The organism is Saliphagus sp. GCM10025334, from assembly GCF_042663485.1.
GTDB lineage: Archaea > Halobacteriota > Halobacteria > Halobacteriales > Natrialbaceae > Natronosalvus.
In genome coordinates, this window is sequence record NZ_JBHTAF010000001.1 from 1,353,553 (window position 1) to 1,365,806 (window position 12,254).

A 12,254-nucleotide genomic window follows, 5' to 3' on the forward strand; every position below is an offset into this window, starting at 1 on the left:
CCATGTTTTCTATGGATAGTGAGTACAATATCCATAATTTCAGAAGCCTTATAGTGGCTGGCGGACAGCCCTAGACGAATGCCACACGATACCACCGAACAGTTCGGGACGGTGAAAAACTACGTCGACGGAGAGTGGGTCGCCCCTGGCGCGGACGGCCAGGACGTGGTGAACCCGGCGACCGGCGACTCCCTCGGATACGTCGGCTTCAGCACCGACGAGGACGTGGACGCGGCCGTCGAGGCCGGCATGGCCGCCTTCGAGGACTGGCGAGAGACGCCCGTCGAGGCACGCATCCAGCCGCTGTTCGAACTGAAGCGCCTCCTCGAGGACCACCTTGACGAACTCACGGAGATCCTCGTCCGCGAACACGGAAAGACCATGGGCGAGGCTCGAGGGGAACTCCGACGAGGCATCGAGAACGTCGAAGTCGCCTGCGGCATCCCGACGCTCATGCAGGCGGGACACGTCCAGCACGCCGCCCCCGACATCGACGAGACGGCCGTCAGGGAGCCTCTCGGCGTGTTCGCCGCCGTCACCCCGTTCAACTTCCCCGGCATGATTCCGCTGTGGTTCCTCCCGTACGCGGTCGCGACCGGGAACAGTTTCATTCTGAAGCCAAGCGAACGAGACCCGCTCGTGACCCAGCGGCTGTTCGAACTCATCGAGGAGGCCGGCTTCCCCGATGGCGTCGTCCAGCTCGTCAACGGGAGCGTCGACACCGTCGACGCCCTCCTCGAGCACCCCGACGTCGCCGGCATCTCCTTCGTCGGCTCCACCCCCGTCGCGAAACACGTCTACGAGAAGGCGGCCGCCCACGGAAAGCGCGTTCAGGCTCAGGGCGGGGCGAAGAATCACGTCGTCGTCTCCGCGACCTCCGACCTCGAGTTCGCCGCCGAGAAGACGGTAAGTTCCGCGCTGGCGTGCTCGGGCGAGCGCTGTCTCGCCAACGACGTCGTGCTGGTCGAGGAGAGCGTCTACGAGGAGTTCGTTGACCTTCTCGCTGCGGAGACCGAAGCGCAGGTCGTCGGCGATGGCCTCGACCCCGAGACCACCGTAGGGCCGCTGATCACGCCCGAACACGAAGAGCGGGTTCGGGAATTCGTCGAAACCGGCCTCGAGGAAGGGGCCGAACTGGTCGTCGACGGCCGGGACGTCGGTCGCGACAGCGAGGGCAACTTCCTCGGTCCCTGTCTCTTCCGGGACGTGAGCCCCGAGATGACCATCTGCCGAGAGGAATTATTCGGCCCCGTCCTCGCCGCGATGGCGGTCGAGAACGTCGCGGAGGGAATCGAGGTGATGAACCGCAGCGACTTCGGCAACGCCGCGAGCCTCTTCACCGAGAGCGGTTCCGAGGCCCGGCAGTTCCGTCACCGAGCGGAGGCGGGCAACCTCGCGGTCAACGCGGGAACGGCCGCGCCGATGGCCTTCTTCCACTTCGGCGGGCAGAAAGACTCGTTCTTCGGCGATCTCCACGCCCAGGCGGAGGACGTCGTTCGGTTCTACACCGACGAGACGGTATACATCGAGCGCTGGCCGAACGCATAGGTCGACGTCTTCGGACCCCTACCCACACCCATCTCCCGTTCTCCTCGACGGCGGAAAACGCGCCTCGACTCGAGTCGAGACGCCGATCAGCGATCCCCGTCCTGGACGATCCGCTTCATCTCCTCAGACATCACCGAGACGACCCGCGGAGTGCTCTTGATCTCGTCCATGACGAATCTCGAGGACGTTTCCTTCACGCCCTCGATGCCGACGATTTCGTCGATGACCTCGTTCATCTGTTCGCGGTCCTGGACGCGCACGATCGTTACGAAGTCCACGTCGCCCATCGTGTAGTAGACCTGTTCGATGCCGTCGATCGCCGCGAGTTCGGTCCCGATGTCCTCGGAGTACCCTTGCTCGTGGGTGACCGAAATCTCCGTCAGCGCCACCATGTCCAGTCCGAACGGCACCGGATCGAGGTCGGCCGTGATCCCGCGGATGACGCCCCGGTCCTTGAGTTTCTCGAGTCGGTAGTGGATCGCGGATTTAGATAGGCCAAGTTCCTCCGAGAGGACGTTGAGGTTGACGTCGAAGTCGTTCTCGACGTACTCGAGGAGGTCGACGTCCGTCTGGTCGAAGGTCTCGCCCCGAGAGCGTGTGTTCGACATACTTCACGTAGAGCGCCGTCTCACATAAAAACGTGTGTCTTCACGAGTATCTGATAGGTTCCACGGGTATCTGACAGGTCACCGGTCCGCTGCCGGGCGTTCGAGCGCGGTAACGGCACCCTGCTCCCGGGCGCGTCGCGCGACTCCGATCGTCTCGGTGTGGTAGGCTCCGCCCAGGTTCGATTCGATACGGACGTCCTCGAGGCCGCCGAGCACCACCACGTCCGAGAGCACGTCGGCGGCGGCGTGCGTGACGGCCACTTCGGCGTCGGGCGCGAGGTACGGCGTCGTCGCGGTGGTGATCGCCTCGATCACGTCGCCTCGAGCGCCGTCGTGGGGAACGTCCGCGCGGAAGCGCGCGCCGTCGTACTCGAGGTCGAGGGAGACGCCGGATCCCGTCTCGGCGGGCGAGACGGTGATCGAACCGTCGTCGGTCTCGCGGATCACGGACTCGGAGAGCGTCGCGCGGGTCTCGCCGTCGATCGGTTCCGTGCCGACCTCGCGTACGGCCGTCGCGAGCGCGGGATTCGGGAGTCCCGCGGGGTGGCTCACGACCGCGTCGGGGCCGAGCGTCGTCGCGTAACAGAAGCGGTGTTCCGGCCGGGAGAAGTCCCACTCACCAGCGATTCCGGTGACGGACGCAGCGGTGACGCCACAGAGCCGCAGCGGGCCGAGGACGTGTTCGACCACGAACGCGCGGCCGTCGCCGGTGTAGTCGGCGTCCGGTTCGACGAGGTCGACGCGCACGTCCGCCTTACGGACACACTCGAGGCTCGCCGGGATGCCGTTGACCTCGATGCCCGGCTCTGACCGGGGTTCGACGCGAACGTACTCGCCCTCGACGGGTTCGGCGACCGTCCTCACGCCGATCCCTCCATACGGGCTAGCGTCTCCTCGAGGAGTCGCGTCCCGGTCGCGAACGCGTCCGCGCCGAACGGTTCACCCGGTTCACCGGTCCCGAGCGCCACTTTCTCGGGGGTCGGCACGGCCTCGAGGGTCGATCCGGGCGCCAGCCAGTCGTACGCGCAGTCCCCGAGCACCGCGCGGTGGGCGCCCTCGACGGCCGTCCGTGTCGCTCGAGACGGTCGGGCGCGGTCGACGCCCGCGACACGCTCGAGGCGAACCGCCTCGACACCCGGACAGGATTCGAACCGGGATTCGACCTCGGCGAACGCGGTCGCCGGCGTCGTCGCCGCCTCGAGGACGACCGTCAACCGTTCGTCGCTGGTTTCGACGCCGGCCAGCGAGAAGGTGGTCATTCCAGTCGTGAACACCCCGTCTCGGTCGTCGTCGATGGGATAGTAGGGATGGGACGGCTTCGCGGCCTCGAGGACGGTAGACAGGCGGTTCTCGTCGGTCTCGAGTCGCTGGTAAGTAGCGCTCGCCTCGGGCGCGCGCTCGAGGTCGACCGACACCCTCGCTCGGCCCCGGACGACGGTCGACAGTCGACCGCCGAGGGGTTCGAGTACGAGCCACGGACCCGCCGCGGTGAGGTTCGCGTCCGGGAAGTGCAGTCGCGCGGTAGTGTCCGCGGCCGCGTTCAACTCCCCGTCCGCCTCCTCGCTCCCGGCGACCGTCGCCGCGACGGCGAGCAGCCCCGCTTGGGCCGCCTGAGGTCCGCGATAGACGCCCTCACCGGTTTCGGGGTCGGTCGCGACCTCGAGGTCGGCTAGCGGGTCGGTACCGTCGAACGGGCCGACGAGCAGGTTGACGCGTTCGTCCTGCCCGTCGCGGCCCGTGTCCGCTCCAGGGTCGTTCGAACCGCGTTCGGCCACCTCGAGCGCTCGCTCCTGGATCGTTTCCGGCGACGGCAATTCAGCCATCGAGGTGCCCCATCAGGTCCGCCGTCGCGGCGGCCATCACCTTCGCGGCCGTGACGACCTCCTCGACGGGCACGTACTCGTCCTCGACGTGGGCCTGTTCGAGCAGGCCCGGCCCGTAGACGATGCACTCCTCGATGCCGGCGTCGTTGACGATGAAGCGCTGGTCGTCCGATCCCGGCGAAACGACGTACTCCGGCGGCCCGTGGTGGGGTTCTATCTCCCGCGCGAACGTCTGGGCGACGGTACAGTCCCGCGAGACGAGCGCGGGTTCGGCGAACATGATCTCCTCGTAGCCGACCCGCGAACCCGTCGCGGCCTCGGTCTCGGACATCAGCGCCTCGATCTCCTCGCGAGCGCCGTCGACGCTCTCCTCGGGGACGAGCACGCGGTAGAACGTAGCCGTACAGCGGTCGGGAACCACGTTCTCGGAGTAACCTGCGTCGACCATCGTCGCGGAGACGTCCGCCCGGGCCGACGCCGCGGGGACGACCGGTTCGTCCGTCGTCCGTCCGTGGAGGGTCTCGCGATACTCGCCGATCCGGGTGAGGAAGTCATTCATCGCCATCACGGCGTTCTCCCCGCCGTGGGCCATGCAGCCGTGGGCTTTCTCGCCGTGAGTGACGACGCGGAACTTCAACACGCCGCGGTGGCCCAGACAGATCCGCGAGGAGTCGAAGCACTCGGTGTAGACGCAGTAGTCCGTGTTCTCCCGGGAGAGGTAGCCCTCCCGGACCAGTTCGCCGAGGCCGGTGAAGCCGCCGGTCTCCTCGTCGACGGTCATGCTCTGGGTGATCGAGCCCTCGATCGGCACCCCCAGGTCCCGGAGCGCGTCGACGGCCAGTACGCTCGCGGCGATGCCGGACTTCATGTCGCTGGCCCCGCGAGCGTAGAGGTTCCCGTCCTCGAGGGTCGGCTCGTAGGGATCGGTGGCCCAGTCTTCGCCCGCGGGGACTACGTCGTAGTGGCCCGTGAAGTGGATGTCGGGGCCGTCGCGCCCCTCGTCCAGTCGGGCGAGGACGTTCATCCGGTCGTGGTCGGTCCGGTCCGGATAGTACTCCTCGACGACCTGGTCGGGGACGTCGATCACGTCCACGTCGTACTCGCGCGCCTCGAGTTGCTCCCGGAGGAACTCGGCTCCCTCGCGGTAGTTTCGCCCTGGCGGGTTCTCGGTGTCGATCCGGAGGAACTCAGTCAGAAACTCGAGGCCGTCCTCCCGGCGCGACTCGACGATGTCGTCGATGGCAGTTCGGGTCGTCATGGTCAGATGTCGCGCCCCCCGTCGACCTCGAGGGCGGTGCCGGTGATCATCGAGGCGTCCTCGCTAGCGAGGAAGACGGCCGCGCCGGCGACGTCTTCCGGTTCGCAGAGTCGCCCGAGCGGGATGGTGTCGTGCATCGACTCGACGCTCAGGTCGCCGGCGGCGAAGTCCTGCAGCATCGGCGTGTCCGTCGCGACGGGACAGATGGCGTTGACGCGAATCCCGTCCTCGGCCAGCTCGTACGCCAGTTGCTTCGTGAGGCCGACCATCCCTGCCTTGGAGGCGACGTAGGCCGAGAGCCCGGTCCGCGGGCGAATCGCGGCGGTCGAGGCGGTGTTGAGAATCACGCCCGCCTCGCTCTCTCTGAGCGTGGGCACCGCGTACTTGGCCCCGAGGAACGCGCTCTTGAGGTTCACGTCGACGGTGGCGTCCCACGTTTCCTCCGTCACGTCCTCGACAGGCGTCGACTCCTGCGGGATCCCGGCGTTGTTGTGGAGCACGTCCAGGCCGCCGAACGCCTCGACCGCGTGGTCGATCATCCCTTCCACGGCTGCCGGCTCGGACACGTCGGCGACGTGACTCCGGGCGGTCCCCCCGTCGGCCTCGATCGCCTCGACCGTCGCCGCGGCCCCGTCTTCGTCGAGGTCGACGACCAGCACGTTCGCGCCCGTCGCCGCGAACCGCCGGGCGGTGGCTTCGCCCATCCCCGACCCGGCCCCGGTCACGAGGACGCTTCTGTCACTGTCAGACATACTCGAGGGTCAGTTCGAACGGGCATGAAGTTTTGGGATGCGGGGGCCGATATCGGAACTTTGTTCCGACTTTAGAAGAATTATAGAACAGAGTTCAATGAGATTCGCCGAGAAGATATTTCGTTCAGTTATTCCGACTCACTCGTAAGTCGCCTCGTGGAGCGACCGGAACGAGCCGTGGGGGTACTGTTCGAATCCCTCCATGCGGTCCGAAACGCCCTGGATCCGCTCGGGGTAGTAGGTGTAGACGGAGTACACTTCCTCGTAGATGATCTGCTGGATCTCGTCGAGGAGTTCCTGTCGGGCCTCCTGGTCCGTCGTCTCGCGCTGTTCCTCGAGCAAGCTGTCCAGTTCGTCGTTGCTGATGTTCCAGACGTTGAGGCCGTCGGTGTGGTGGAGGTAGAGCAACTCGTCCGGATCGGCGAACGACTCCCAGTTAGAGACGGCAATCTCGAAGTCACCCTCCTGCTCGCGGGTCCAGAACGTCGAGCCGTCTAGCGTCTGCACGCTCGCCTCGACGCCGATGTCCTCGAGCATGCTCTGGACGAGCGTCGCCGCCTGCTCGTGCTGGGTCGTCGTCGAACTGATGATCTCGAGCGAGAGGTCCTCGTGACCGGCCTCTGCGAGCAGGTCCTGGGCCTGTTGTGGGTCCCCGTTCGGGTGATTGAAGTCCGAGAGATCGCCGTTGTACGCCGCGAAGGAACTCGGGAGGATCGACTTTCCGGCCTCGCCGTACCCCTGCAGAACCGTCTGGACGATCTGTTCCTTGTCGATCGCCCACGCGATGGCCCGACGGACCCGGCGGTCGTCGAGCGGTTCGACGTCGGTGTTGAAGTCGACGCGACCGGAACTGACGTCCTCGGTTCGCAGGACCGAGATGCCGTCGGCGTTCTCGACCTGGTCGACGTACTGGGGCGACATCTGGTCGACAGCCTGGATCGACCCCGTCTCGAGCTGGGAGATCATCGACGACTCGTCGGGGAGGATGCGGAACTCGATCTCGTCGATGTTCGGCAGGTCGTCCTGCCAGTAGTCGTCGTACTTTCGAAGGATCGCGTTTTGCCCCGAGTTCCACTCGACCAGTTCGTACGGCCCGGTCCCGACCGGGTTCGAGTTGTAGTCCTCGCCGTGTTCGGTGACGGCCGCCTCCGAGAGCGGCCACATCACCTTCTCGACGTTATCGAGAAACGGGGCGTGGGGGTGCTCGAGGTCGAAACGAACCGTGTAGTCGTCCTCGACGACGACGTCCTCGATCGCGCTGACGTAGTTCTTCCGGGGGTTCTCCTCGGTCTCGATCCACTCGTAGGTGTACTGGACGTCCGAGGCGGTGAAGTCCTCGCCGTTGTGGAACGTGACGCCCTCCTCGAGTTCGAACACGTACTGAGTGTCACTCTCGAGTTCCCAGTCGCTGGCCAGTTGCGAGACGTACTCGCCCTCGGGGGTGATGTCCACGAGGTTGTTGTAGATCAGCGAGTACACTTTGTTGGAGTCGAAGTCGGTGTCGCGCGCGGGAATCAGGTCCCACGCGCCCCGTCCGATGCCGAGCGAGACGCTGGTTCCGCCGCCACCGTTCCCGCCGTCGCCGTCCCCGTCGTCCCCGTTCCCGTCGTCGCTGGTACACCCCGCGAGACTCACCCCGCCAGCCGCTGCGATCGCCGTGAGGAGTCGTCGCCGCGACGCGTCGATCGCACCCTGTGTGGAAATGTCAGTCATGACGCTCGTATCACTATTATCGCTCGATGATAAAACAGTTTCCATAACTCGCATGATAAATGTGGAAATTTTTCTCTCGTCGAGGAAATATACGGATTTATTACACCACATTCGACCGACGACCGATCAAAACTGCCTTCTGCGTGGAGTCGCCGAACGACGTTCTCCTGGGTACGAGGACCGGACGATCACGCACCCGGCAGGTTGGCGCCACCGTCCTCGAGCGCAATGGCAACGTTCTTCGTCTGTACGTAGGATTCGAGCGCCTCCAGGCCCTTCTCGCGGCCGATTCCGCTCCGCTTGTACCCGCCGAAGGGCGTCTGCTGGGTGTCGACGAACCAGTCGTTGACGTAGACGTTCCCCGCCTCGAGGCGCCTCGCCAGTCGACCTGCTCTCGAGACGTCCCCGGTGAAGACGCCGGAGACCAGCCCGTACTCGACGCCGTTGGCGATTTCGAGGGCCTCGGCCTCGGTTTCGAATGGAACGACGCAGAGGACCGGACCGAAAATCTCCTCCTGTTCGATTCGCATCCCGGGTTCGACGTCGGCGAAGACGGTCGGTTCGACGAAGTAGCCGGGCCGATCCGGCGTCCCGCCGCCGGCCGCGAGCGTCGCGCCCTCCCGTTGCCCGAGGTCGACGTAGCTCGTGACCTTCTCGAACTGTTCCTCGGAGGCCAGCGGGCCCATGTCGGCGTCCTCGGCCCCGGGGGCGAGGTCGTACTCCTCGGCGAGGTCGACGATTCGTTCGACGAACTCGTCGTAGACCGACTCGTGAACGAGCGCCCGATCGGCGGCCGAACAGACCTGCCCGGCGTTCGTGAAGATGGCCGTCGAAATCGTCTCCGCCGCGGCCTCGAGGTCGGCATCGGGAAACACGATCGCGGGGTTCTTGCCCCCGAGCTCGAGCGTGACAGGCGTGATCGACTCGGCGGCCGATCGCATGATGGCCTGGCCCGTCGGGACGCTTCCGGTGAAGGTGATCGTGTCGACGCCCTCGTGTCCGGTGAGCGCAGCCCCCGTCTCCCCGCCGCCGGGAACGACGTTGACGAGACCGTCGGGAACACCCTCCTCCGCACACAGTTCAGCCAGCCGGAGCGTGCTCAACGGCGTGTTCGGCGCCGGTTTGACGACGACCGCGTTCCCGCCGACCAGCGCGGGGGCGGTCCCGCGCGCGAAGAGATTCCCGGGGAAGTTCCACGGCGTGATCTGCGCGCTCACACCGTAGGGTTCGCGAATCGTGAAATCGAGGGTGTCGGAACCGAGGGGGATGCTCTTGCCCTCGAGTTTGTCGGTGAACCCGGCGTAGTACTCGAAGTAGCGGGCCGCGCTCTCGACGTCGCTTCTCGCCTGCGATAGCGGCTTCCCCTGGTCCAGGCTCTCGAGGGCGGCGAGTTCGTCGACGTGATCGCGGATGACGCGTCCCATTTCGTAAACCCGTCGACCGCGCTCGTCCGGGGGCGTCTCTCGCCACTCCGCGAAGGCTCGCCGCGCCGCTCGCACGGCGTCGTCGACGTCGGCCTCAGTGCAGCTGGCGACGCGGGTGAAGGGTTCCTCGCTCGCCGGATCGATCAGTTCGCTGTAGTCTCCCCCGGACGGCGGGGTCCGTTCGCCGTCGATGTAGGCGTCGTACGCCGACGCGATCTCGAGATCGGCGTGTGTGAACTGGCCCATGTGTGTCACTGACGCCCCAGCTATATTATGTCTGTGAATAGTACCCGATGCCCGATTTTCGTTCTGTTATGGGGTATAATACAGAACTTTGTTCACCGAGAATGGAGAATTCGAAAATATATTCGTCCCTTGGCCAGTCGCTACCTCCGAATCCACTCGAGCGGCCGCGTGACCAGCGGCCGGTAGTCCTCGTGGGGATCGTAGGCGGCAAACGAGAGGCTGTTGGTCATGACGCTCACGCTCGAGGTCGCCATCGCCAGACCGGCCAGGGCAGGGTTGAGCAACCCGAGCGAGGCGATCGGGACCAGCGTGGTGTTGTAGATCAACGCCCAGAAGAGGTTCTGTCGAACCTTTTTCAGGGTGGCCTCCGAGATGCGAATCGCCTTGAGCACGTCGGCGGGGTCGTCGCGCATCAGCGTCACGTCGGCCGATTCGATGGCCACGTCAGTCCCGGATCCGATGGCGACGCCGACGTGGGCCGTCGTGAGCGCGGGCGCGTCGTTGACACCGTCGCCGACCATCATCACTCGCGTGCCGTCGCTGTCGTCGCCGCCGGCCGACTGCAGATCCTCGATGTGATCCGCCTTGTCCTCCGGCAGGACGCCCGCCCGAACGTTCGCGGGCTCGATGCCCACTCGCTCCGCGACCGCTCGAGCGGTTCGCTCGTTGTCGCCGGTCAGCATGACGACCCCGATTCCCCGCTCTCGCAGGGCGGCCACGGTCTCCGTCGCGCTCTCGCGGACCTCGTCGGCCACCGCGACGACGCCCAGCAACGCGCCGTCGACGGCGACCGGAATCGCGGTCTTCCCCTCGCGCTCGAGGCGCTCGAGGATTTCTTCGGCTGGCTCGGGGTCGATCCCCTCGTCCTCGAGCAGCTTTCGTCGGCCGACCACGACCGTCCCGCGGGCCGTCTCCGCGCGAATCCCGTGACCAGGGACGTTCTCGAAGTCCTCCAGGTCACCCATCTCGACGCCGCGCTCAGTGGCGCCCTCGACGATGGCGCGTCCAATGGGGTGTTCCGAGCCCGATTCGGCGGCCGCTGCGGCCCCCAGGACGAACGACTCGAGGGATTCCTCGCGCGTCTCGAGGACGCCGCCGTCGGCGCGGGAGTCGGTACCGCCGTCCGCTGCGACTCCGCTCGTTTCGTCGTCCAGGACGACCACGTCGGTCAGCGTCATCTCGCCGTGGGTCAGCGTCCCGGTCTTGTCGAAGACGACGGTGTCGATCCCACGGACCTGCTCGAGGACGTCGCCACCCTTGAAGAGGACGCCGTTGGTCGCGCTCAACGTGGAGCCGACCATCGTCGCCGCGGGCGTCGCCAACCCGAGCGCGCAGGGACAGGCGATCAACAGCGCGGAGGCGAGCACGACGACCGAGAACTCGAGGACGGGCACGCCGCCCGCGACCGGGCCGCCCCCGACCGGCTCGAGGATGGGGATCCAGGAGCCGATCCAGGCCGAGGCGCCGTGGAGGGCGTCGGGGAACAGCGCCCAGAGGACTGCCCAGACCACGGCGTTGACGATCACCGCCGGGACGAAGTAGGCGCTCACCGTGTCGACCACCCGCTGGATCTCGGGCTGGCGGGACTGGGCCTCCTTGACCCGGTCGACGATCTGTTGCAGAGCCGTCTCGGAGCCGACTTTGGTCGCCTCGACCAGCAGGACACCGTTCTCGTTGATCGTGCTCCCCACGACGTCGTCGCCCTCGCTCTTCTCCACCGGGACGGATTCGCCGGTCAACATCGACTCGTCGACGGCGCTCTGGCCCTCGAGGACGACGCCGTCGGTCGGAATCCGCTCGCCCGGTCGGACCTTGAGCACGTCGCCGACCCGGACGTCCTCCAGAGGAACCTTCACTTCAGTCCCGTCCCGCACGACCGTGGCGTCTTCGGCCTCCATCTCGAGGAGTTCCCGCAGGGCGTTGCCCGCCCGCGCCTTCGACCGGACCTCGAGCCAGTTGCCCAGCGTGATGAACCAGAGGATGAACGCGACGGCCTCGAAGTAGAGGTTGCCGGTCAGCCCGATGGTAAGCACGGCCGTCGAGTAGACGTAGCCCGCGAGGGTACCGACGGCGACGAGGGTGTCCATGTTCGCTCGTCGGTTGTGCGCGAACGCACGATAGGCGCCAACGAGGAACTCGCGGCCGAGGGTCGCCATCATGACCGTCGCGATGGCGAACTCGGTCCAGTCGACGACTCCCTCGCCGATTCCGAGCACCTCGTGGAGCGGCGGCACGAGTCCGAGCATCGCGAGCATGATCGGCACGAACGGCAGCGTGAGCAGGCCGCCCCCGATCACCAGCCGTCGCTGCCGGGCCAGTTCGCGCTCGACGGCGCGCTCGCGCTGGCCCTCGTCTTCCTCGTCCTCGCCGCCCGCAGGTTCGTACCCCGCCTCCTCGATCGCTCGTCGGATTTCGGCCAGCGAGACGTCCGACGGGTTGTAGCGAATCCGGGCCTCGTCCGAGGCGAAGTTCACGTCCGCCGCGACGACCCCGGGAAGGGCCTCCGTCGCCTCCTGGACGGTTCCCGAACAGGTTGCACAGGACATCCCCATCACGGGAATCGAGGTGGTTTCGGTCGCGACCTCGTAGCCCGCGTTCGACACCGCCTCGACGACCTCCTCCAGGCTGACCACGTCGGGGTCGTAGGCGACGACCCCCTCGTCGGTCGCGAAGTTCGCACTCGCCTCCTCGACTCCCTTGAGATCGCTCAGAGCGTCCTGGACGGTCCCCGAGCACGTCGCACAGGACATCCCGGTGATTTCGAGGTGGGCGCGTCGTTTCGTCATGGTGGAGACTACGGGTTACGTGTTCAAGCGAGTTGTGCCTTTCAATTACACGTTATTCCACCATCCGAATTTCGATTGTAAACCACCACTCCCGGT

The 12,254-nt window shown here is 66.2% G+C and carries 9 protein-coding genes; 1 reads left to right on the forward strand and 8 read right to left on the reverse strand.

What is annotated here, in order from left to right:
* Positions 1 to 78 precede the first annotated feature (78 nt).
* Positions 79 to 1,548 (forward strand): CoA-acylating methylmalonate-semialdehyde dehydrogenase, encoded by a 1,470-nt coding sequence (locus ACFQO4_RS06305; RefSeq protein WP_500260085.1) that lies wholly within the window; start codon positions 79 to 81, stop codon positions 1,546 to 1,548.
* 86 nt (positions 1,549 to 1,634) lie between these two features.
* On the opposite strand, the gene ACFQO4_RS06310 is transcribed toward ACFQO4_RS06305, so the two are convergent.
* From ACFQO4_RS06310 to ACFQO4_RS06345, 8 genes are all read right to left on the reverse strand, one after another.
* Positions 1,635 to 2,156: an Lrp/AsnC family transcriptional regulator gene (locus ACFQO4_RS06310; RefSeq protein WP_497902481.1), complete on the reverse strand. Its 522-nt coding sequence runs from the start codon at positions 2,154 to 2,156 to the stop codon at positions 1,635 to 1,637.
* Between the two features lie 78 nt (positions 2,157 to 2,234).
* The gene (locus ACFQO4_RS06315; protein ID WP_500260086.1) at positions 2,235 to 3,020 is read right to left on the reverse strand and encodes a hypothetical protein; all 786 of its coding nucleotides are present in this window, start codon (positions 3,018 to 3,020) and stop codon (positions 2,235 to 2,237) included.
* A complete protein-coding gene (locus tag ACFQO4_RS06320; protein ID WP_500260087.1) occupies positions 3,017 to 3,979 on the reverse strand; it encodes a hypothetical protein in 963 nt (320 codons plus the stop codon). The genes ACFQO4_RS06315 and ACFQO4_RS06320 overlap by 4 nt, the downstream gene beginning before the upstream one ends.
* Complete coding sequence (locus ACFQO4_RS06325) at positions 3,972 to 5,237, reverse strand: ArgE/DapE family deacylase (RefSeq protein WP_500260088.1); 1,266 nt, start codon at positions 5,235 to 5,237, stop codon at positions 3,972 to 3,974. The genes ACFQO4_RS06320 and ACFQO4_RS06325 overlap by 8 nt, the downstream gene beginning before the upstream one ends.
* 2 nt (positions 5,238 to 5,239) lie before the next feature.
* Entirely contained in the window at positions 5,240 to 5,989 is a 750-nt protein-coding gene (locus ACFQO4_RS06330) for an SDR family NAD(P)-dependent oxidoreductase (protein WP_500260089.1), read from the reverse strand.
* Between the two features lie 138 nt (positions 5,990 to 6,127).
* Entirely contained in the window at positions 6,128 to 7,702 is a 1,575-nt protein-coding gene (locus tag ACFQO4_RS06335; protein ID WP_500260090.1) for an ABC transporter substrate-binding protein, read from the reverse strand.
* A 188-nt stretch (positions 7,703 to 7,890) separates the two neighbouring features.
* Positions 7,891 to 9,372, reverse strand: a complete 1,482-nt coding sequence (locus ACFQO4_RS06340) for an aldehyde dehydrogenase family protein (RefSeq protein ID WP_500260091.1) — start codon at positions 9,370 to 9,372, stop codon at positions 7,891 to 7,893.
* A gap of 140 nt (positions 9,373 to 9,512) precedes the next feature.
* Positions 9,513 to 12,158: a heavy metal translocating P-type ATPase gene (locus ACFQO4_RS06345; RefSeq protein WP_500260092.1), complete on the reverse strand. Its 2,646-nt coding sequence runs from the start codon at positions 12,156 to 12,158 to the stop codon at positions 9,513 to 9,515.
* Positions 12,159 to 12,254: the final 96 nt, after the last annotated feature.

Coding starts and splice junctions, on each gene's coding strand:
- ACFQO4_RS06310 (WP_497902481.1), bottom strand. CDS start 2,156: ATGTCGAACACACGCTCTCGGGGCGAGACCTTCGACCAGACGGACGTC.
- ACFQO4_RS06345 (WP_500260092.1), bottom strand. CDS start 12,158: ATGACGAAACGACGCGCCCACCTCGAAATCACCGGGATGTCCTGTGCG.
- ACFQO4_RS06340 (WP_500260091.1), bottom strand. CDS start 9,372: ATGGGCCAGTTCACACACGCCGATCTCGAGATCGCGTCGGCGTACGAC.
- ACFQO4_RS06330 (WP_500260089.1), bottom strand. CDS start 5,989: ATGTCTGACAGTGACAGAAGCGTCCTCGTGACCGGGGCCGGGTCGGGG.
- ACFQO4_RS06320 (WP_500260087.1), bottom strand. CDS start 3,979: ATGGCTGAATTGCCGTCGCCGGAAACGATCCAGGAGCGAGCGCTCGAG.
- ACFQO4_RS06335 (WP_500260090.1), bottom strand. CDS start 7,702: ATGACTGACATTTCCACACAGGGTGCGATCGACGCGTCGCGGCGACGA.
- ACFQO4_RS06325 (WP_500260088.1), bottom strand. CDS start 5,237: ATGACGACCCGAACTGCCATCGACGACATCGTCGAGTCGCGCCGGGAG.
- ACFQO4_RS06305 (WP_500260085.1), top strand. CDS start 79: ATGCCACACGATACCACCGAACAGTTCGGGACGGTGAAAAACTACGTC.